Source organism: Streptomyces sp. NPDC047000 (assembly GCF_040644295.1).
GTDB lineage: Bacteria > Actinomycetota > Actinomycetes > Streptomycetales > Streptomycetaceae > Streptomyces.
Genome location: NZ_JBEYWE010000014.1, coordinates 36,557 through 58,014, shown reverse-complemented (window position 1 = coordinate 58,014; position 21,458 = coordinate 36,557). Strand labels below are relative to the sequence as shown.

The 21,458-nt window shown below is 71.1% G+C and carries 15 protein-coding genes and 1 pseudogene; 9 read left to right on the top strand and 7 right to left on the bottom strand.

Features of this window, described 5'->3' with window-relative positions:
• The first annotated feature begins 294 nt into the window (after positions 1–294).
• The 3 genes from ABZ862_RS22280 to ABZ862_RS22270 all read left to right on the top strand — a co-directional run bounded on the left by ABZ862_RS22280 (position 295) and on the right by ABZ862_RS22270 (position 4,733).
• Positions 295–2,349 carry an APC family permease gene (locus ABZ862_RS22280; protein WP_360960654.1) on the top strand — a complete coding sequence of 685 codons (2,055 nt, stop codon included), beginning with the start codon at positions 295–297 and terminating at the stop codon, positions 2,347–2,349.
• Between the two features lie 206 nt (positions 2,350–2,555).
• Positions 2,556–3,884 (top strand): TRAM domain-containing protein, encoded by a 1,329-nt coding sequence (locus tag ABZ862_RS22275; RefSeq protein WP_360960652.1) that lies wholly within the window; start codon positions 2,556–2,558, stop codon positions 3,882–3,884.
• 138 nt (positions 3,885–4,022) lie between these two features.
• Positions 4,023–4,733 (top strand): hypothetical protein, encoded by a 711-nt coding sequence (locus ABZ862_RS22270; protein ID WP_360960650.1) that lies wholly within the window; start codon positions 4,023–4,025, stop codon positions 4,731–4,733.
• 76 nt (positions 4,734–4,809) lie between these two features.
• On the opposite strand, the gene ABZ862_RS22265 is transcribed toward ABZ862_RS22270, so the two are convergent.
• A complete protein-coding gene (locus tag ABZ862_RS22265; RefSeq protein WP_360960648.1) occupies positions 4,810–5,361 on the bottom strand; it encodes a hypothetical protein in 552 nt (183 codons plus the stop codon).
• A gap of 28 nt (positions 5,362–5,389) precedes the next feature.
• Positions 5,390–5,905 carry a transposase gene (locus tag ABZ862_RS22260; RefSeq protein WP_360960840.1) on the bottom strand — a complete coding sequence of 172 codons (516 nt, stop codon included), beginning with the start codon at positions 5,903–5,905 and terminating at the stop codon, positions 5,390–5,392.
• A 415-nt stretch (positions 5,906–6,320) separates the two neighbouring features.
• On the opposite strand from ABZ862_RS22260, the gene ABZ862_RS22255 reads away from it, so the two are divergent.
• The 6 genes and pseudogenes from ABZ862_RS22255 (at position 6,321) to ABZ862_RS22230 (ending at position 16,069) form a co-directional block, all read left to right on the top strand.
• Complete coding sequence (locus ABZ862_RS22255) at positions 6,321–7,952, top strand: MFS transporter (protein WP_360960646.1); 1,632 nt, start codon at positions 6,321–6,323, stop codon at positions 7,950–7,952.
• Positions 7,953–8,988: 1,036 nt separating this feature from the next.
• Positions 8,989–9,402: an SHOCT domain-containing protein gene (locus ABZ862_RS22250; RefSeq protein WP_360960645.1), complete on the top strand. Its 414-nt coding sequence runs from the start codon at positions 8,989–8,991 to the stop codon at positions 9,400–9,402.
• A gap of 135 nt (positions 9,403–9,537) precedes the next feature.
• Positions 9,538–9,735 (top strand): annotated as a pseudogene (locus ABZ862_RS22245) (DDE-type integrase/transposase/recombinase); the annotation flags it as partial.
• 167 nt (positions 9,736–9,902) lie between these two features.
• Positions 9,903–14,714, top strand: a complete 4,812-nt coding sequence (locus ABZ862_RS22240) for a putative T7SS-secreted protein (protein WP_360960643.1) — start codon at positions 9,903–9,905, stop codon at positions 14,712–14,714.
• Positions 14,702–15,190, top strand: a complete 489-nt coding sequence (locus tag ABZ862_RS22235) for a hypothetical protein (protein WP_360960641.1) — start codon at positions 14,702–14,704, stop codon at positions 15,188–15,190. Before ABZ862_RS22240 ends, ABZ862_RS22235 begins: the two co-directional genes overlap by 13 nt.
• A 219-nt stretch (positions 15,191–15,409) precedes the next feature.
• Positions 15,410–16,069, top strand: coding sequence for a phosphatase PAP2 family protein (locus ABZ862_RS22230; RefSeq protein WP_360960639.1), 660 nt, complete (start codon positions 15,410–15,412; stop codon positions 16,067–16,069).
• A 21-nt stretch (positions 16,070–16,090) separates the two neighbouring features.
• Here ABZ862_RS22230 and ABZ862_RS22225 read toward each other — a convergent pair whose 3' ends face one another.
• From ABZ862_RS22225 to ABZ862_RS22205, 5 genes are read right to left on the bottom strand one after another with little or no spacing between them, the layout of a single operon-like run.
• Positions 16,091–17,425: a glutamate-1-semialdehyde 2,1-aminomutase gene (locus tag ABZ862_RS22225; RefSeq protein WP_360960638.1), complete on the bottom strand. Its 1,335-nt coding sequence runs from the start codon at positions 17,423–17,425 to the stop codon at positions 16,091–16,093.
• A gap of 7 nt (positions 17,426–17,432) precedes the next feature.
• Positions 17,433–17,984 (bottom strand): dTDP-4-dehydrorhamnose 3,5-epimerase family protein, encoded by a 552-nt coding sequence (locus ABZ862_RS22220; RefSeq protein WP_360960636.1) that lies wholly within the window; start codon positions 17,982–17,984, stop codon positions 17,433–17,435.
• Positions 17,981–19,219: a polysaccharide pyruvyl transferase family protein gene (locus ABZ862_RS22215; RefSeq protein WP_360960634.1), complete on the bottom strand. Its 1,239-nt coding sequence runs from the start codon at positions 19,217–19,219 to the stop codon at positions 17,981–17,983. Before ABZ862_RS22215 ends, ABZ862_RS22220 begins: the two co-directional genes overlap by 4 nt.
• Positions 19,216–20,163 carry a glycosyltransferase family 2 protein gene (locus tag ABZ862_RS22210; protein WP_360960632.1) on the bottom strand — a complete coding sequence of 316 codons (948 nt, stop codon included), beginning with the start codon at positions 20,161–20,163 and terminating at the stop codon, positions 19,216–19,218. The genes ABZ862_RS22215 and ABZ862_RS22210 overlap by 4 nt, the downstream gene beginning before the upstream one ends.
• Complete coding sequence (locus tag ABZ862_RS22205; protein WP_360960630.1) at positions 20,160–21,458, bottom strand: hypothetical protein; 1,299 nt, start codon at positions 21,456–21,458, stop codon at positions 20,160–20,162. The genes ABZ862_RS22210 and ABZ862_RS22205 overlap by 4 nt, the downstream gene beginning before the upstream one ends.

Sequence of the window (21,458 nt, the reverse complement as noted above, 5' to 3'; positions counted from 1 at the left end):
AGTAACAGGGGTGACGGGGGTTACCGCAGGTTCGGTTCCCGGAAGGCTTCCCGGACCCGACGGACCGCACATCGGGACCGTGGGGCCGGAGATCGGGACCACCGGTGCCGCGCCCGGTCCGGACGGCCCGGCCACACCGCCCCGTACCCCGGCAACGGCTGCGCCGGTGACCGGCCTCACGGCTCCGGTCATCAAGGCACACGGACCCGGACAGGGGTGCCGACCGCCCCGCCGATGGTCTCGATTTCACCCGGATGTGCCCATCGCGGCGCCTGAGCCTTACGATCCTCTCTCGTGTCCAAACTGACCGACCTGCCCAAACGGATTCTCATCGGGCGTGCCCTGCGCAGCGACCGGCTGGGCGAAACGCTCCTGCCGAAGCGCATCGCGCTTCCCGTCTTCGCCTCCGACCCGTTGTCCTCCGTGGCATACGCACCGGGCGAGGTGCTGCTCGTCCTGTCCATCGCGGGCGTGTCGGCCTACCACTTCAGCCCGTGGATCGCGCTCGCGGTCGTCGTGCTGATGTTCACCGTGGTCGCCTCGTACCGGCAGAACGTGCACGCCTACCCCAGTGGCGGCGGCGACTACGAGGTCGCCACCACCAACCTCGGCCCCCGGGCCGGCCTCACGGTGGCCAGCGCCCTCCTCGTCGACTACGTCCTCACCGTCGCCGTGTCGATCGCCTCCGGCATCGAGAACCTCGGCTCGGCCGTCCCCTTCGTCGTCGAGCACAAGGTGCTCTGCGCCGTCGCCGTGATCGTGCTGCTGACCCTGATGAACCTGCGCGGTGTCAGGGAGTCCGGCAAGCTCTTCGCGATCCCGACCTACGTGTTCGTCAGCGGCGTCTTCATCATGATCGCGTGGGGTGCCTTCCGGGGCCTCGCCCTGGGCGACACCATGCGGGCGCCGACCGCCGCGTACACCATCAAGGCCGAGCACCAGGGCCTGGCCGGCTTCGCCCTGGTCTTCCTGCTGCTGCGCGCCTTCTCCTCCGGCTGCGCCGCGCTCACCGGCGTCGAGGCCATCTCCAACGGCGTGCCCGCCTTCCGCAAGCCCAAGTCGAAGAACGCGGCGACCACGCTCGCGATGATGGGCCTGCTGGCCGTCACCATGTTCTGCGGCATCATCGTCCTCGCCCTGGTCACCAAGGTCCGGATGGCCGAGAACCCGGCCACCGACCTGCTGCACAACGGCGTCGGGGTCGGCCCCGGCTACGTACAGGACCCGGTGATCACCCAGGTCGCCGAGGCGGTGTTCGGCAAGGGCAGCTTCCTGTTCGTCCTCCTGGCGGCGGCCACCGCGCTGGTGCTGTTCCTCGCCGCCAACACGGCCTACAACGGCTTCCCGGTGCTCGGCTCCATCCTCGCCCAGGACCGCTATCTGCCCCGCCAGCTGCACACCCGCGGCGACCGGCTCGCCTTCTCCAACGGCATCGTGCTGCTCGCGGGCGCGGCGATGCTCCTGGTCGTGATCTACGGCGCCGACTCGACCCGGCTGATCCAGCTCTACATCGTCGGCGTGTTCGTGTCCTTCACGCTCAGCCAGACCGGCATGGTCCGGCACTGGAACCGCCATCTGGCGACCGAGACCGACCCCGCGGTGCGCAGCCGCATGCTCCGCTCCCGCGCCATCAACACCTTCGGCGCGTTCTTCACCGGCCTGGTCCTGGTCGTCGTCCTCGGCACCAAGTTCACCCACGGCGCCTGGGTGGCGCTGCTGGGCATGTGCTTCTTCTACGCGACGATGACCGCGATCCACCGCCACTACGAACGCGTCTCCGCCGAACTCGCCGCCCCCGAGGGCCCGAGCGACGACAGCGTGCGCCCCTCGCGGGTCCATGCCGTCGTCCTCGTCTCCAAGATCCACCGCCCCGCCCTGCGGGCCCTCGCCTACGCCAAGCTGATGCGCACCGACACCCTGGAGGCCCTCACCGTCGGCGTGGACCCGGCCGAGACGAGCGAACTGCGGCTGGAATGGGAACGGCGCAACATCGAGGTACCGCTGAAGGTGCTCGACTCGCCGTACCGGGAGATCACCCGGCCGATCATCGAGTACGTCAAGCGGCTGCGCCGCGAGTCCCCGCGCGACGCCGTCTCGGTGATCATCCCGGAGTACGTGGTCGGCCACTGGTACGAGCACCTGCTGCACAACCAGAGCGCGCTGCGCCTGAAGGGGCGGCTGCTGTTCACCCCGGGCGTGATGGTCACGTCGGTGCCGTACCAGCTCCAATCCTCCGAGCTGGCCCGCGACCGGGCCCGCAGGCGCCAGGAGTGGAACGCCCCGGGTGCGGTGCGCCGCGGCCCCGCCGAGGAGGAAAAGCGCGCCAAGGAGACGGGGACACGCGGCTGACGGGAGCGCGGGGAACCGGCCCGTCGGGCACCCACCCCTTCGGGGAAGCGGCCCTTCGGGGACCACGTAGACTGGTGGGCTGTTGCCGACCGGGCACCGTCGCGCCGTGCGCGCGGTGACCGACCGGCGACGCCCACCGGTCGCGTACCGGGCCCTCTCGTCCCGTCCCCCTTGTCCCGTACCTCTCGATGTGGAGTCACCCCGCCATGCAGGCAGAACCGAAGAACTCGCTGGTGGGGCAGGAGTACGAGGTCGAGGTCGGCCCCGTGGCCCACGGCGGCCACTGCATCGCCCGCACCGAGGCCGGTCAGGTGCTCTTCGTCCGGCACACCCTGCCCGGTGAGCGGGTCGTGGCCCGGGTGACGGAGGGCGAGGAGGACGCCCGGTTCCTGCGCGCGGACGCGGTACGGGTGCTGGAGGCGTCCAAGGACCGCGTCGAGGCCCCCTGCCCCTACGCCGGCCCCGGCCGCTGCGGCGGCTGCGACTGGCAGCACGCCAAGCCGGGCGCCCAGCGCCGGATGAAGGGCGAGGTGATCGCCGAGCAGCTCCAGCACCTGGCGGGCCTCACCCCGGAGGAGGCCGGCTGGGACGGCACGGTGATGCCGGCCGAGGGCGACAAACTGCCGTCCGGCCAGGTGCCGCAATGGCGCACCCGCGTCCAGTACGCGATCGACGACGAGGGCCGCGCGGGCCTGCGCCGCCACCGCTCCCACGAGGTGGAGCGGATCGACCACTGCCTGATCGCCGCCGAGGGCGTCAGCGAACTGGGCGTGGAGAAGCGGGACTGGACCGGCATGGCGTCGGTCGAGGCCATCGCGGCGACCGGCTCCCAGGACCGCCAGGTGATCATCGAGCCGCGCCCGGGCGCCCGCCTCCCGCTCGTGGAACTGGACCGCCCGGTGTCCGTCCTCCGCATCGGCGAGAAGGACGGCGGCGTCCACCGCGTCCACGGCCGCCCCTTCGTCCGCGAACGCGCCGACGGCCGCACCTACCGCGTCGGCAACGGCGGCTTCTGGCAGGTCCACCCGAAGGCCGCCGACACCCTCGTCACGGCGGTGATGCAGGGCCTGATGCCGCGCAAGGGCGAGATGGCCCTCGACCTCTACTGCGGCGTCGGCCTCTTCGCCGGAGCCCTCGCCGACCGCCTCGGCGAGAAGGGCGCGGTCCTCGGGATCGAGTCCTCCAAGCGCGCCGTCGAGGACGCCCGCCACAACCTCGCCGGCTTCGACCGCGTCCGCATCGAGCAGGGCAAGGTGGAATCGGCCCTGCCCCGCACCGGCATCACCGAGGTCGACCTCATCGTCCTCGACCCGCCCCGCGCCGGCGCCGGCCGCACCACGGTCTCCCACCTGACCTCCCTCGGCGCCCGCCGCATCGCCTACGTCGCCTGCGACCCGGCAGCCCTGTCCCGCGACATCGCCTACTTCCGCGACGGCGGCTACCGGGTGCGGACCCTGCGGGCGTTCGACCTGTTCCCGATGACCTCGCACGTGGAGTGCGTTGTGATCCTGGAACCTGCCGGGAAGAGGCGCTGACCTGCGCGTTCTTGAATCCGGTAGGACCGCTCCACCTCTTTTGGGGCCTCGGGCGGGTACACCGTGCGGAGTGCGGCGGAGTGCCTGAATCTAACGCCGATATGAGGGTGATGGCGCCTCACGTGAAGGGCCGGCCGAATGTGGACCCCGCCGCCTGATGCCTCCAGGCCGGTCAGAACAGGTAGGGGCCTACGTGGGGTTTGTGACTCATGTGGTTCGCCGCCGTGGTGTTCCTGGCTGTCGGGTCGGGAGCACCCACGGCGGGCCAAATACCACGAAGATGAGCACATCAAGGCCATCTCCGGTAAGAACTCGGTTTCCGGTGCCGTCGCCGCAGCAGACGAGAAATGGGAAACGCGGCAGTACCTGGACGCGTCCCGACGCATACGCGCCGCGGTCGTCGCCCGCCTGCAGGAACTCAACGCCGACGGAGAGATCAGCAAGACCGACCTGCGGCGCTTCGTCACCATCACCGTCGCGTGGGACGAGAAGAAGAGAAAAATGTGCTGGGCGGCGCTCAAAGCGGCCACAAACGGAGACGCTGGGGTCTGCTCCGAGGACCACTGTGACGAGGAGACCGTGAGCAACGGCTCGGCAAAGGAAGACCTTCAGTATGCAGAGACTCACGGTGCCCGCAATGATCGGGAGATCTCCATCTGTACCCGGTGTCAGGAGAGTCGCGAACTCGAGCAGTTCGAGGCATCAGGGGCCGATCTGCGTGAGAGTGGTCGCCTCTGGCTGCAGCAACAGGCCGAGTCCGGTGCAGAGGCGCAGGAGGAAGCGATGACAGCAGCCGAGGAAGAGGCGGAGGTACTGGCCCAAGGACTCGCGCAAGCACTCGAGGACTAGTAGCGGTCAACGCCAGGCGTCCGGATGGAAACGGGCGGCTGGCTGTCTGCGACTTCGCGGGGGGGTAGGGTTGCTGTTACTCAGTTCTGGGCCCGTTGCGGGCCCAGCGGTGTGCGGTCGGCAGAGGCGTGCCGGGGGCAGCGAAATACCACCTGTGCGGACGGCGCTGTGTAGAGATGACGGAGCGGCGGACGATCTCCTCGAACCAGTCGGCAGCGATCCTCCCCAATTCCTCCGGTGATCCGGTGGCCTCCAGCGTCTTCACGTCCTTGCTGGGCTCTGGCCAGAAGTTATCGTTGCGTTCCATGCAGATGAGCTTGGTGTCGACCAGGGTAGCGCCCAAAACTTTGAGGCGAAGATTCCCTTCGAAGTCGATAAGATATACGATCGCCTCGAGCACGGGTTCCTTGTTGACGAAAGCCTGCTCCAGTGCGGCGTCATACTCCGCGTACCCGGACGGGTGGGGTGCGACGAACTCTTGATCTTCGTCATCCGGGTCTGGAAACAGAAGCACGGCAGTTTCATCGGGAGAGCATTCGGGCCATGAGCGCGCGGACTCTCGCACGACGTCCAGGAAAGCCTTCTGCTGGCTGTCAACGTCCTCATCGTCGAACCAGTCATCATGCATGTACCTAGTGTATAGCGGGTCTTCGAATTTAATTGGGGTGCGCCTCCAGTCGGTTCCGGCGGGTAGTTGCACAGCGTGAGCGCAGGCGCTGGTTCGTGCGGTTGCGGAAGCCGAAGGCGTTGCGTGCTTCGAGCTCGATGAGGCGGTTGTTGCCTTCGGACGCAGCGTTGGTGATGCCGGTGGCCAGGTAGGTCTCGATGCCGTCCCACCAGTGCTCGACGGTCTCGGCCAGGACGAGGAGTTCGGGCGGGTGGGCATGGTCAGCGATGTGGGCGTGGAAGCGGTAGCGGGCGGCGGAGATCGCGGAGCGGTCGGGGACGGTGTGGGCGCGGGTGACGGCGAGGTGGAGCACGTCGCGCAGGAGTTCCTTGGCCTGCCGGCCGGCGTGGATCTGCTTGCCGTAGGTTCCCGTCTGCTCCAACTCCGCTTTGAGGACGGTGAGTTGTTCTTCGCCGAGGTCTTCCTTGTTGCGGCGCAGGAGTTTGCGGACGGTGTAGATCGCGTCGCCCTTGCGGGCCCGGCGTCCGTGCTGTTTCCAGGTCAGGCGGCCGGTTTCGCAAGGAAGGGCAGGACCTTCAGGGTGCGGCCCTGGACGCCGGACCGCGCCTCGCTGCAGTCCTCAGCTTCATCGATCCGACGGACTGGGAGCAGTGCGCGGGGCCCGGACCACGAAGCCATTGACGCGATCGGCAGGATGGCCCGGAACGGCGCGCTGGGAATCCACGGAAAGGTCGCGAGCGTGGCCAGGCGGGCCACCGACACGCCGACGATCCCGGCTCAGGCGGCACATCGGAACAGAGCCGCACCGGCTGCTGTGATGGCCACGCCCATGATCGGGTGGCGTCCGGCCGGCAGTGCCCGGCGGGCGGCTCACGGCCCGTCTGCGAGTGGCTCCGCCAATCGGTCGACCTCCGGTGTGGGTCGGTTTCCGCCCCACGGGGGGCTGGGACGATGCGCGCATGGCACCCGGGACAAACACCGCCGAAAACCCTGTAACGGCGCGGACCGTTCTGCTGACACTCGCGGCCGGTCAGTTCCTGATGGCGCTCGACAGCTCGGTCATGAACGTCTCGATCGCGACGGTGGCCGAGGACGTGGGCACGACGGTGACGGGTGTCCAGGGCGCCATCACGGCCTACACCCTCGTGATGGCGATGTTCATGATCCCCGGCGGCAAGGTGGGGGCACTGATCGGCCGCAGACGCGTGTTCATGATCGGCTGCGTCATCTACGGCTGCGGCTCCTTCACCACGGCGCTCGCGCCGAACCTGACGGTGCTGCTGATCGGCTGGTCGTTCCTTGAGGGGATCGGGGCGGCGCTCATCATGCCCGCGATCGTGGCGCTCGTGGCCGGCAACTTCGCCACCGAACGCCGTCCCGCCGCCTACGGTCTCGTCGCGGCCGCGGGGGCCGTGGCGATCGCTGTCGGGCCGCTCATCGGGGGTGTCGCGACGACGTACTTTTCCTGGCGGTGGGTCTTCGCCGGTGAGGTCCTGGTGGTGCTCGGCATCCTGGTGCTCGCCCGCCGTATCGCCGACGCGCCGGTCGGCGAAGGCGCTCGCATCGATGTCGTCGGTGCCGTGCTGTCCGCGCTCGGGCTCGGGGTCTTCGTCTACGGCGTGCTGCGCTCCGACGAGTGGGGCTGGTTCCAGCCGAAGCCCGACGCGCCCTCGTGGCTCGGGGTCTCGCTGGTCGTGTGGCTGATGCTGGCCGGTCTTCTGCTGATCTGGCTTTTTCTCCGCTGGGAGGCCCGCACGGTGAAGCGGCGCAGGGAGCCGCTCGTCGACCCGGCCCTGTTGCAGAACAAGCAGCTCACCGGCGGACTGACGATGTTCTTCTTCCAGTACCTCGTCCAGATGGGTGTCTTCTTCGTCGTACCGCTCTATCTGTCGGTCGCCCTGGGCCTGTCCGCGCTCAAGACCGGTGCCTGGCTCCTGCCGCTCTCCGTGACCCTGCTGGCGGCCGCGGTCCTGATCCCCCGCTACCTCCCGGACGTCTCGCCCCGGAGGGTGGTGCGGCTCGGCGTTTCCGCGTTGTTCGCGGGGGCGGTGGTCCTGATGGCCGCGCTCGACGTGGACGCCGGCGCGGAGATCGTCACCATCCCCCTGCTGTTGATCGGGCTGGGCATGGGTGCGCTGGCGTCCCAGCTCGGGTCGGTCACCGTGTCCGCGGTGCCGGAATCGGAGAGCGCGGAAGTCGGCGGCGTCCAGAACTCCGTCACCAACCTGGGCGCCTCGATCGGTACGGCGCTCGCCGGGTCGATCCTGATCGCCTCGATGGCGACCTCCTTCCTCACCGGCGTGGAACAGAATCCGGCCGTCCCGGCCGAGGTCAAGAGCCAGGCGACCCTCCAACTCGAAAGCGGCGTACCGTTCCTGTCGGACGCCGACCTCGAGTCCGCGCTCGACGAAGCGGGCACCAGCGAGAAGGTGACTCAGGCGGCACTCGACGCGAACAAAGACGCCAGGATCGACGGGCTGCGCGCCGCAGTCGCCATCCTCGCCTTCATCGCGCTCCTCGCGATGTTCTTCACCGCACGGATCCCGAAGACCCAGCCCGGTTCGACGAAGCCGGAGCAGCCGGACGGCTGAGCCCGAGCCGTCTCCGTTTCACCGCCCCGACGGGACCAGGGCGTGACATGGAGCGCCCGGAAGGGTCGGCGTCGCGGGCCGGGTGGTCCCCGCGCCGCGCCGGAGCCATGCGCCCACCCGGAGCCGGTGCGGCCGTCGCGGTGCACGGTGCGCGCACGCGGTGCACGACTGGCACGGCCTCCGATCCCGGCCGGACGGCACATCCGGAGCGCGGGACCTACGGGCGTTCCTGTGCAGGCCGGCCACCGGCACATCGGATACCACCTTCCTGGTGTTCGAAAACCACGCCGCAGGGGCGTCGTCCCTGCGGACGGAGGCGTGGCGACTGCTGCTCCGCCAGGGTGATCTCCACGGTGGGTCCGCCGAGTGCGGTTCCGTATCCCTCGGGACGGGTGAGGGCCGGCAGCCGGCTTCCCGGCCGTGGCGTCGACCGCGGAGTGGAGCTGCGGGCCCAGTCCCCTCATGGCCTGTGCGGCACGTTCCGGCAGCCCCTGGGACTGCAGCCGTGCGGCGATGTCCGAGGCGGCCCGGCCGCCGTCCACCTGTACGTCGGCGGCAAGGGTGATGCGTTGGACCGCCGCGTCCTCGATCGCCGGTTCCGCGGCCGACGGCGGGACCGTTTCCACGTTCCGGTCGGTGTCCAGAGCGATGTCGTGCATCCACACGGTGAGCAGGGCGACCGGCGATCACCCCCTCCGGGTGAGGTGGTACGCGGCAGACCCACCTCTCATGGGAGTGCACCACGCCACGCCCGGGAAGGAATCGTGAACCACGGCCCGGAAAGAGACAGGCGCCGCAGGTGTCGCCGCCCTCGCCGAAGCGGACGTCCCGTAGGGGAGACGCTCGTCCGGACGACCCTCGACACGTTCGAACGTTCCGGGCCGGACCAGGAGACGTACCTGCCGGCATGTATCGCCGCACTGGTGGCCATGGACGCCTCCGCACCCTCCTGTCTCCTCGACCTTCGGGCGGGACGCACGAGCAGGTCCGCCGGGTCCCGCCGAGGTCCTGGCGGACGACACCCAGAGGAGAAGCAATGAGCAGCAGTGTGAACCTGGCCTACGACTTTCCCGTTCTGGGAGCTTTCTGGGCGATCATGTGGTTCTTTCTGTGGATCATGTGGTTCGTCCTGCTCTTCCGTGTCATCGTCGACATCTTCCGCGACGACGACCTGAGCGGATGGGCCAAGACCGGATGGCTCGTCTTCACCGTCGTCCTCCCCTTCCTGGGCGTCTTCGTCTACGTCATCGCCCGGGGCAAGGACATGGGCAAGCGCGAACAGCGCCACGCCAGAGCCCGGCAGGAGCAGACGGAGCGGTACATCCGCGAGACCGCGGGCAGCGCGGGCCCCAGCGAGGCGGACCAACTCGCCAAGCTCTCCGAGATCCGCGCCAGGGGCGACATCACCGACGAGGAGTACCGCCGGGCCAAGGAGAAGGTCCTCCACTGACCCGCACGTGCCCGTCCGGGCGCGGGACACCGCGGGTGCCGCCCCGGGTCGGTCGGCGGACCGGGGCGGACATCACGTGCCAGCCCGCGATGGGGCGCCCGACGGCCTCGACTTCTCGCCGAGGAACCCGACCTCGTCCGGGCAGGGGACATGACCGAGATCGACACCGGCGAGGGCAAGCTGTACCTGGCGACGGTGATCGATCTGTCCTCCCGCCGACTGCTCGGCTGCGCGACGGGCGCCCGGCACGATACCGAGCTGGTGGTGGCGTCGTTCCACATGGCTGCGGCCACCCGGGGCGGCGACGCCCGCGGCGTGATGAAGAGCTCCTGATCTGCTGTTTCCTGCGCGCAGGGTGTGCGGCGCGGGCGTCATGGGTGATCCGTCCGACTCCGCCCGCTGTTTCTGTTGCCCCGATGCTGCGGGGTCCTGAGAACCACGCGCGCCCCCGCACGCGTCATTCTTAAGGGTGACGGCGCGGGCGGCGGAGGGAACTGGGCGTGGGTATCGGTGACTTCATCAGTGACGTCACGCCGGATGCGGTCGAGGACGCGGTCGAGGACGGTGTCGAGTGGGTGGGCGGCAAGGTCGAGGACGCGGGTGACTGGACCGCCGACCGGCTTCAGGACGTGGGCTGGAAGTCCGGCGCCGACTGGGTGCGTGAGCAGTCCCGTTCGGTCGCGAACCGGCTGGGCGCGGAGGTCGACGAGCTGGACCTGGGGCAGACCGAGGACAAGACCAAGCTGATCTACGGCAGCCCCGCCAAGATCGACGCGACCGCCAGGCAACTCCAGGCTTTCCAGGTGGCGTTCGACACCACCGGGGGCGGGCTGAAGGGTCTGGACTCCTCCCGTCTCAAGGGCGGGACGGCCGAGGCGCTGCGCACCGCGGTGAGCACCCAGCCGCCGAAGTGGTTCACCGCCGCCGACGCCTGCACCAGCGCGGTCGGTGCGCTGGGGGCGTTCTCGGGCACGGTCACCTGGGCGCAGGCCCAGGCGCAGACGGCGATCGACCTGTGGAAGGCGGGGGTGAAGGCGTCCGAGGATGCCGCCGACGCCCACCGCAAGAAGATCGACGACTACAACAAGGCCGTCGACCTCTACAACGCCCGGCCGGCCGACCGGCGTGACCCCGCCTCCCTGCCGCCGAAACCCGCGGCGACGTTCGAGGATCCGGGCAGGACGCTGATGCAGGACGCGCAGGACATCCTCGCCGCGGCCCGCAAGCAGCGGAACACGGCGGCGGAGAGCGCGCGTTCGGTGATCCGTGCGGCCCGTGACACGGCGCCGAAGAAGCCGTCGTACGCGGAGCAGCTGCGGGACGGCTACGACGAACTCCAGGTCATGCAGGACCACGTGGCCGGTGGTCTGATCAAGGGCACGGCCGGGATGGTGAACTTCGTCCGCAGTGTCGATCCCATGGACCCGTACAACCTCACGCACCCGGCGGAGTACCTGACCTCGCTGAACAGTCTGGCCGCGGGTCTGGTGGTGGCCGCCAACGATCCGGTCGGCACCGGCATGCAGATGGTGAAGGACTTCATGAAGGACCCGGCCGAGGGTTTCGGCCGGCTGATCCCGGACATCGTGCTGACCGTGGCCACCGACGGCGGCGGCGCCGCGGCCAAGGGCGCACGCGTCGCGGAGGACGCGTCCGACGCGTCGAAGCTGCGCAAGCTCGTCGACGACGTCCCGGAGGGCACCCACACCCGTCCCGACGGCATACGGACCGTGGCCGGTACCGATCCGGTGGACCTCGCGACGGGCCGGATGTTCCTGCCCCAGACCGATGTGGAGATCCCCGGCGTCCTCCCGCTGGTCTTCACCCGCCGCACCGAGTCCGGTCTCGCGTCCGGCCGCTTCCTGGGCCCTGCCTGGACCTCGACGGTCGACGAACGGCTGGAGATCGACGCGATCGGTGTCGTCCACGTCACCGCCGACGGCCTCCTGATCACCTACCCGCACCCGGTCCCCGGCGACCCCACCCGCCCGCAATCCCCCTCGGGCAGCACCCGCACCCTGCTGGCACGTCACGCCGACGGCGACTACGAACTCACCGACCCCGACTCGGGCCTGGTCCGTCGCTTCACCGCCCCGGCGGCCACCGGACCCGGCGGCGACGGCACCGCCTGGCTGTCCGACGTCAGCGAGCGCAACGGCCACACGATCACCGTCGACCGCACCGACGACGGACTGCCGCTGGCCCTGGTCCACTCCGCGGGCCACCAGGTGAGGCTGACCACCGCCGACGGGCGGATCACGGCGCTCTCCCTGCCGGGCGCCGGGGAGGACGGCGCGGACCTGGGGCTGATCGGCTACGGCTACGACGAGGGGACCGGCGACCTGACCGCCGTCACCCGCCCCTCCGGCGCCGTCACCGTCTTCACCTACGACGACCGCCACCGCGTCACCGCCTGGACCGACTCCAACGACCGCCGCTACGACTACGTCTACGACGACCACGACCGCGTCGTCGCCGAGGGCGGCGAGGCGGGCCACGTCCAGATCGCCCTCGCCTACAGCGACCCCGACCCCGACACGGGCCACCGCACCACCACCCTTACCACCCCCGACGGGGCCGTCACCCGTCACCTCATCGGCCCCCACTGCCGCCTCCTCGCCACCACCGACCCCCTGGGCCACACCACCCGCTTCACCTACAACACCCACGGCAACGTCCTGACGCGCACCGACCCGCTCGGCGCCACCACCGCCTTCACCTACGACGACGAGGGCCGACTCGTCATGGTCACCCGTCCCGACGGAAGCGAACTGCGTGCCGTGCGGGGCCTGTTCGGACTGCCCACGGAGTTCCGCGGGCCGGACGGGGCCAGTTGGGTCCAGGAGTTCGACGCATGCGGCAACCGCACCGCTGTCACCGACTCGGCAGGATCCGTCACCCGATATGCCTATGACGACCGGGGCAGGCTCACCGCGGTCACCGACGCCCTCGGCGCCACCACCACCGTGCACTGCGACGCCGCCGGTCTGCCGGTGGCGGTGACCGACGCGGTCGGCGGCACCAGCCGACTGGAACGCGACGCGCTGGGCCGGACGGTGCGCACCACTGATCCGGTGGGCGGCGTCACCCGACTCGAATGGGACGCGGACGGCAATCTGGCTCGCCGTGTCGCCCCGGACGGTTCCACCGAGTCGTGGACCTACGACGGTGAGGGGAACCGCCTCACCCACACTGACGCCACCGGTGGCGTCTCCAGCTTCGCGTACACCCATTTCGACCTCTTGGCCGCCCGCACCCACCCCGACGGCGTCCGCCACGAGTTCGAGTACGACACCGACCTGCGGCTCACCCGGGTCACCGCCCCTCAGGGGCTTGCCTGGTCGTACACGTACGACCGGGCCGGCCGGCTCGTCTCCGAGACCGACTTCGACGGCCGCACCCTCACCTACCGTTACGACGCCGCCGGGCAGCTCGCCGCCCGCGTCGACACGCTCGGCGGGACGGTCTCCTTCGAGCGCGACCGGCTCGGACAGGTGGTCCGCAAGGACGCCGCGGGCAAGGTGACCATCTACACGTACGACCGGGCCGGACGCCTGCTGCAGGCAGTCGGACCGGACTCCGAGGTCGCCTACGTGTACGACCGGCGGGGGAGGATCAGAACCGAACTCGTCGACGGCCGCCCCATGAACTACGCCTACGACGCCCTGAGCCGTCGGATCCGCCGCGTCACGCCCACCGGCGCGGTCACCGAATACGACTACGACGCCGTCGGCCACCCCGCCCGGATGACCGTCGGCGGCCGCGAGGTCGCCTTCACCCACGACGCGGCCGGCCGGGAACTCGAGCGCGTCTTCGGCGGCGCACTCACCCTGGCCTCCGCATGGGACGAGGCCGGAAGGCTCTCCGTCCAACACCTGACGATCGGTGAGCGCTCCCTCAACCACCGACGCTACTCCTATCGGGCCGACGGCCATCTCACCTCCCTGTCCGACGATCTGTCAGGCTCCCGCACCTTCGCTCTGGACGCGGTCGGCCGGGTCACCGCCGTCCACGCCGAGGGCTGGACCGAGCGCTACGCCTACGACGCCGCCGGCAATCAGACCGAGGCGTCCTGGCCCGCCTCCCACCCCGGGCACGAGGCCACCGGCCCGCGCACCTACACCGGCACCCGCGTCACCCGCGCAGGGGGCGTCCGCTTCGAACACGACGCCCTCGGCCGGGTCGTCCTCCGCCAGAAGACCCGCCTGTCGCGCAAGCCCGACACCTGGCGTTACACCTGGGACGCCGAGAACCGGCTGATCTCCGTCACCACCCCGGACGGCACCCGCTGGCGCTACCGCTACGACCCCCTGGGCCGCCGCACCGCCAAGCAGCGCCTCGCCGCCGACGGCGAGAGCGTGGCTGAGGAGATCCGTTTCACCTGGGACGGCAGTACCTTGTGCGAACAGACGGTCCACGAACCGGACCTGCCGCATGTCGTCGCCCTCACCTGGGACCACCGCGGCCTGGCTCCGCTGTCCCAGACGGAACGCCTCCTCACCCCGGACGACCGCCAGGAGGAGATCGACCGGCGGTTCTTCGCCATCGCCACCGACCTGATGGGCACGCCCACCGAGCTGATCGGCGAATCGGGCGACATCGCCTGGCGTGCCAGGAGCACCCTCTGGGGGGCCACCGCCTGGACCCGCTCCAGTGCCGCCTACACCCCCCTGCGCTTTCCCGGCCAGTACTACGACCCCGAGACCGGCCTCCACCACAACTGCTTCCGCCACTACGACCCCGAGACCGCCCGCTACCTCTCCCCGGACCCTCTCGGTCTCGGACCCGCGCCGAACCCGGTCGCCTATGTGCACAACCCGTTCACCGTCTGTGACCCGCTCGGCCTGTCACCCTACTCACGGTTCAAAGGACTGGGCTGGCTGACCGACAAACAGCTCGCACGTCCGTCGTTCCGATACCAGCGACTCGTCACCGGTCAGAAATACGAGGAGCAATGGATCCTGCGGGACGGCCGGGAGGTTCATATCGACGGCGGTCCACGGGACGGCTGGATCACCGAAGCCAAATGGACCGGAGGCGACAACTACGGCGAGTGGGAGAAATCCCCGTACAATCCCGCTTCCGAGTTCTATGACGAGAACCGGATCACCGCGCAGACCGATAAGCTGCTCGCTCTCAACGAGGACCTTCAGGGCAAGGGGGTCCGCTACATGGTGTCCAACGAATGGGGCGCCGCGCACCTGAACGAGGTGCTGTCCAAGGCATTCCCCGAGGCCTACGCCAAGGGGCAGCTGAAGGCTTATTACGTGCCCGGCAACGGCATGAGTGGAATGAGTTCATGGCTGCAGTGACCGCGATGCTGGAAGAGCTCCGGGACCTGGTCCCGTTGACCGCCGAGGGTGCGGCGGGAAGGTTTGCCGCTCAGGAGTGGACGCCCGGTGGCAAGTCCCGCGACGGCGTGGAGACGTCCTGGCGCAAGGACGGCATCCGGGGGTGGATCCAGGAGTTCCGCAGCGGTGCCGTCCGTGTCTCGTTCGCCGTCTGGACCCGCGATGTCGACGAGTCCGGTTACTTCGACGACTTGGACGCCGTCTACGAGCAGGGAGAGCAGGCGCTGGCCACGTGGCTCCCCGAGATCCTCGACTCCCCGCTCGCCGGCCACTTCGCCGAAGCCGAGCCGACGTCCGCGGACGAGGACGAATACATCACGGCCCGCACCTGGACGCTCGGCGGACGTACCCTGACCGCCGGCGTGGTCCAGCAGGACACGGACCTGCCGGTGATGGTCGTGATCGTGCTGGAGGAACCGGCCCCCGCAGCGGAGTGACCACTGTTCCGCCGGTGTCCGGTTCCGCTCGTCAGCATTCCGCCGCCGGTCGCGGTGATGCCCACCGAACCCAACGGCCGGCCCTCACCGCAGCCGTGACTCGATGGTGTTTAGGGTGGTGGGTCGGGTCGGAGGCGATGGGGGGTCGTCGGTGGGGAGTCGGTGTCGGCAGGAGCGCGTGGTGCGCGGCGGGTGGTGCATGTGCGCCGCGGTGGGCGGGTGACCGGGCGGTCGGTGTCCGCGGTGCTGCCTCCGGTGCTGCGCGTGTGGCTCGGGGTGGTCGCGGGGCTTGCCGCGGTGGTGGTCGTCGCGCTCGGGGTGGTGTACTCCGGGCACAGCGGGCCCGGGAGGGTGGACGCGGGGATCCAGTCGGCGCTCGGCGGGCTGCGGCCGCCGTGGCGGGATGTCGCGCTGGCCCTGGACTTCCTGGGGGAGCCCGTGGGATCGGCGGTGGTGATGGTGGTCGCTGTGACGGGCTGCCTGCTGCTGCGGCGTCCTCGTGCGGCGGTGCTCACCGTGGCCGGCGTCGGTCTGGCCGTGGGGACGGCGACGCTGCTCAAGCACCTGGTGGGGCGCACCATCCACGGCGACGGCAACCTGTCCTACCCGAGCGGGCACACCGCCTTCCTCACCGCGCTCGCCCTGGTGGCGGCGCTGCTCGTGGCGGGTCGGCTCGGTCTCGGCAGGGTGGGCGGTACGTCACTCGTGCTCGGTGCGGCGCTGGTCGCCGGGGCCGCCATGGGGTGGGCGCAGGTCGCCCTGGGCGCGCACTACCCGACCGACGTCCTCGGCGGCTGGTGCACCGCGCTGGCGGTGACACCGGCGGCCGCGTGGCTCGTCGATCGGGTGGCCGACGCCGGTCGGCAGGAGCCTCGCTGACGGCGCGTCATACAGGGAACGTCACGCCTGGCGGCGGAACACCGGCCGCACCGGTCGGCCGCCCAGCCAGGGGGTGGGGTCGGCGGCGTCCAGTGCCTTCCGGTACACGGCACAGGCCTGGGCCACCACGTCGACGGTGTGATCGATGTCGGCGTCGCTGAGGGCGCTGCTCACCACGAACGACGGGGCCAGGACCCCGCCCGCGAGGAGCCGGCGCAGGAACAGGGTGCGGTACTGCTGGGACGGCTGCCGGTTCTCGTCGAGGGTGGCGAACACCAGGTTGCTGGCCCGGCCCCGGACGACGACGTGGTCGCCGACGCCCGCCTCGGCGGCGGCGTCGCGGACACCGGCGGCCAGCCGTTCACCGAGGGTGTGCAGGCGTGCGGTGACGCCTTCCTCGGTGTAGGTGGTGAGCACGGCCATCGCGGCCGCCAGGGAGTGGGTCTCCGCGCCGTGTGTGGTGGACAGCAGGAACACCCGGTCGCCGGAGTGCCGCAGCCCGCCCAGCTCCATCAGGGCGCGGCGCCCGGCCAGCGCGGCGACGGCGAACCCGTTGCCCAGCGCCTTGCCGAACGTGGAGAGGTCGGGGACGACGCCGTACAGGCCCTGGGCGCCCGCCTCGGACCAGCGGAAGCCGGTGATCATCTCGTCGAAGACCAGGACGCAGCCGTGCCGGTCGGCCAGTTCGCGCAGTCCGGCGAGGTATCCGGGGGGAGGCTCGGCGAGGGCGGCGGGTTCGAGGATCAGGCAGGCGACCTCGTCCTGGTACCGGGTGAGCAGTTCCTCCGTGGCGGCCAGGTCGCCGTAGGGGAAGGAGACGGTGAGTTCGGTGGTCGCCGCCGGGATGCCGGCGGACATCGGGGTGGTGCCGATGAACCAGTCGTCGACGGAGAAGAACGGATGGTCGGCGCAGACGGCCACCCGGGGGCGTCCGGTGGCGGCGCGGGCGAGGCGTACCGCGGCGGTGGTGGCGTCGGAGCCGTTCTTCGCGAACTTCACCATCTCGGCGGTCGGCACCGTGGCCAGGAAGCGTTCCGCGGCCTCGAGTTCGACGACGGACGGCCGGACGAAGTTGCTGCCGCGGCCGAGTTCCCACCGTACCGCCTCGATCACGCGGGGGTGGGAGTGGCCGAGGCTGACCGACCGCAGGCCGGAGCCGTACTCGATGTAGCGGTTGCCGTCGATGTCCCAGACGTGGGCACCGCGGCCGTGGCTGATGACGGGGGCCAGGCCGACGGGGTACTGGTCGTCGCCCTTGGCGTAGGTGTGCGCGCCCCCGGGGATCAGGGCGTGCAGCCGCTCGTTGGCCGTGCGCGACAGGGGCAGGGAGAACCCTCCGGTGTCTTCGGTGTCCACGGGGACCTCAGCTTTCTCTGTGCTTCAGGACCTCGGCGAGGCTCGGTGCCTCCCGGTCCCGCCGGGACATCGACGCGGCCGGCAGCGGCCACGGGATGGCGAGTTCCGGGTCGTCGAAGGCGATCGTCACGTCCTCGGCCGGATCGTGCGGACGGTCGATCCGGTACGAGGTGTCGGCGGTCTCGGTCAGGGACTGGAAGCCGTGCGCGCACCCCGCCGGGATGTACAGGGTCACCTGTGTCTCGCCGGACAGCTCGAAGAAGGCCCGGCCCAGATAGGTCGGCGAGTCGGGCCGCAGGTCCACGACGACGTCGAAGATCCTCCCGTACGAGCACCGCACCAGCTTCGCCTCGCCCGCGCCGGAGCGCAGGTGCATGCCGCGCAGCACGCCGCGGACCGAGCGGGAGAGGCTGTCCTGGACGAAGGCGTCCGGGTCGAGGCCCACCGAGCGGACCACGTCGGCGTCGAAGGTGCGGCAGAAGAAGCCGCGTTCGTCGGCGTACGGCGTCGGCTCGAACAGGTACGCGCCGGAGATCTCCGGGACTGCGGTCGCTCTCATGGGGACTCCTGCCGGGCGGGGACGGGGGTACGGCCGGTCGCCGGGAACAACGCCGCGGTGAGGGCGGTGAATTGCTCGTCCAGGTCGCGGGCGGCGGCCCGGTTCCGTTCGGCGAGGGTCTCGCGCAGCCGGGGCGATCGCTTCTCCAGCTCCCGGAACTGCTCCAGCAGCCGGTCGGCGTCGACCTCGCGCGCCGGGTGGCAGTACGCGCCGAGGCCCATCCGGGCCATGAGCGCGTCGCTCTTCGCCGCATAGCTGAGGGCCAGCACGGGCGTGCCGGTCTTCAGCGCGCAGATCAGGTTGTGGTAGCGGACCGCCACCACGGTGTCGGCGGCGGCCATCTCCGTCATCAGGTCGGCCAGTGAGGTCGGCTCGGCGGCGGTGACCAGCGGTGAGTCCACCGCGTCGAGGATCGCGGCGACCACCGACGCGTCGCACCGGTCGCCGGTGAGCAGCCGGACGGGCCTGTCCTCCTCGACCAGCGCGCGGACGAACCTGATCGTCCCGTCGAGGTAGCGCCGGTGGATCTCCTCGGCGCGGGCCCGGTCGTCGTTGCCGCCGTGGAAGTCCATGACGCCGACACAGACCGTCCCGGGCGAGCCCGAGTGCGCGCTCGCCGGCGGGGTCGGCAGCGAGAACGCGAGGTCCGGGTAGACCTCGTCGCGCGTGGTGTCCACGCCCATCGCCCGCATCGCGTCCCGTGACGGGGCGTCCCGGTAGGACCGGTAGGCGGCCAGCCGCGCCGACCAGCGCACCAGGGCCCGGGTGGGCCGGTTGCCGATCCCGGCGGCGCCGACGCTGACCAGCGCGACCCGGGTGCCGAGCAGCCGGCCGCTCGCGCAGAGCAGGAACAGCGCGTACGGGAAGCCCCAGGGCCGCAGCGGCAGGGTGGCCTCCAGGACGCCCATGCCGGGGACGATCACCACGTCGTGGCGGCGCACCCAGGCGGCGGTGCGGAAGACGTCGACGAGCTTGCCGAGCCCCTTCGACGCGATCGCGCCCGCGCGTGACGCGGTCCGGTACTCCGCGCGGTTCCAGTGCAGCCGGGTTGCCGGGATCCCGAACCGGGCCGTCACGGCCTCGGGTCCGCCGCACAGCGCGTCCACCACCGCCTCCGGGTGCGCGGTGCGGAGGTAGCCGAGGACGGCTTCGAGCGATCCGTCGTTGCCGAGGTTGCCGGAGCCGAGCAGGCCGAACACCCCTACGCGCACGGAAGTCCCGTCCGTCGGCGTCATGTCCGCCGCCCCTCGCGGCCGGCGACGAGGGCGTCGACGGAGACCGTGAGCCGGGCCGGGTCGACCGGGGCGCGGTCCTCGACCCGCTCGCCGGCGCCCGGCCGGACCCGGCTGGTCAGCCACGCGGCCAGGTGGCGGTGGCAGGCGCGGCGGTCGGCGGGGGACAGCGGTGCCCGCCGGATCGCCGAGGCGAAGCCCCAGACGTACTCGGCGAGCAGCCGGGGTGTCGGGTGCAGCGGGCCCGCCCGGCGCGGGTCCAGGTTGACGCACCGGGCGCGCTTGGACGGGTTCGCCCGCTCGGCGCGGGTGGGGTGGTCGCGGCGGAAGTACAGCAGCTCCGGCACCTGGTGGAAGGGCCCGTGCAGGGTGATCTCGGCGACGAACGTGCGGTCCGCGTGGTGGTAGCTGTCGAGCGGCTTCACCCGGCGCAGCATGTCGGCCCGCATCACGCCGTAGAAGTCGTCGCCGCCCGGCTCGAACAGCAGACTGCGGAAGCGCTCCGGCGCGTGCGGCGAGTCGGTGGTGAGCGTGTACGCGTAGGGCACCTTCACCCGGCCGTCGGCGTCGATGACCGCCTGGCCGGTGTGCGCGAGGACGACGTCCGGCCGCTCGTCCAGTGCCTCCACACAGCGCCGCAGCAGGTCGCGGCCGTAGAGGTCGTCGTGCGAGGCCCACTTGAACAGCTCGCCGCGGGACTCGGCGAACACCAGGTTGTGGTTCGGGGTGGCGCCGATGTTCCGGGGCAGCCGGTGGTACCGGATGCGTGCGTCCCGCGCGGCGTACCTGCGGCAGATCTCCTGGGTGCCGTCGGTCGAGGCGTTGTCGGAGACGATCAGCTCGAAGTCCTCGTAGGTCTGGCCGAGCAGGGCGTCGAACGACTCGGCCAGGTACTCCTCGCCGTTGTACACGGGCAGGCCGATGCTCAGCCTGGGTCGGGCGGTCATGAGGTCCTCACTTCGGGGACGGTGGTGTGGTGGTGGTCGCGCAGGGCGGACCGCAGGTGCAGCCACCACACGGCCGACCCGCTGACGGTCGCGGCGGCGACGCCCCAGGCCGAGCCAGCCGTACCGGCGAGGGCCGCGCCGCCGAGCCCGCCGCCGACGTAGCAGGCGGACGCGAACAGCTGGCAGCGCAGGCTGCGCCGGGCCGCGCCGAGGGCGCGCAGCCCGGCCGCCGCGCCGGTGCCGAGGCCCGCGCCCGCGACGCCGAGGGTGATCTGCACGATGAGCTGCGAGGAGGAGTGCCAGACGCCGCCGAGCGCCAGTTCGCCGAGCCGGCCCGGCATCAGCAGCAGCGCCGACCCCCACAGCAGCGCCCCGGCGGCCTGCCCGCCGCCGAGGAGGAGACAGAACCCGCGCAGCCGGTGCGGGGCCCGCCGCAGCACCCGGGCCGCCTCCGGGACGGTGACCAGCGAAAGCCCCATCAGCACGGCGAGGAACGGGCCCATCAGGAGCTCGGCGCCCCGCACCGCGCCGACCGCGCCGACCCCGGCGATCGCGCCGAGCCCGTACGCCCGCAGCTGGCTCGCCCCGCTGAGGCTGACGTTCTCGACCAGGTAGCGGTAGCCGAGATCACGCTGCTCGCGGAGCCAGCCGCGTGCCTGGGCCGGCCGGGGCCGGATGCCGGACTGGAGGCAGCCGTACCCGGCCGCCACCGTGGCGGACGCGCCCCAGGCGAGCACGAAGGCGGCCACGGTGTCCACCCGGGCGGCCACCACCAGGGCCGGGACCAGCGCGATGCCCCACACGACGTCGTTGACGAACGCCTTCCGCCCGGCGCCCGCGGCGAAGAACGCGAACCGCCAGGCGTCCTGGAGCAGCAGCCCCGGCAGCATCAGGGCGAGGGCGGTGAACGCGGGCCCCACCCGGCCGCCGAGACCCAGGCCGGCCACCAGGCACACCGCGCCGACGGCCGCGCCGACCCCGAGCGCGGTACCCGTCGAGCGGGTCACCGCCCCGCGCCAGGACGCGTCCGGCACGCCGCTGAAGCGCACCACGAGCGGGTCTGTGGCCAGGCCCCGGGAGACGTTGAGCACCACGCCGTAGGTCACCCAGGCCAGGCTGAACACGCCGAACGCGGTGACCCCCAGCGAGCGGGCCACATAGACGCCCACCGCGAAGTTGCTGATGCTGGACGCCGCCTGGTCGGCCAGTCCCCAGGACAGCCGGCCGACCAGGGCCCGCCGGGCGGACCGGGCCGGCGGTGCCGCCCTGGGCGGTTTCTCCCCCTCGGTGGTCAT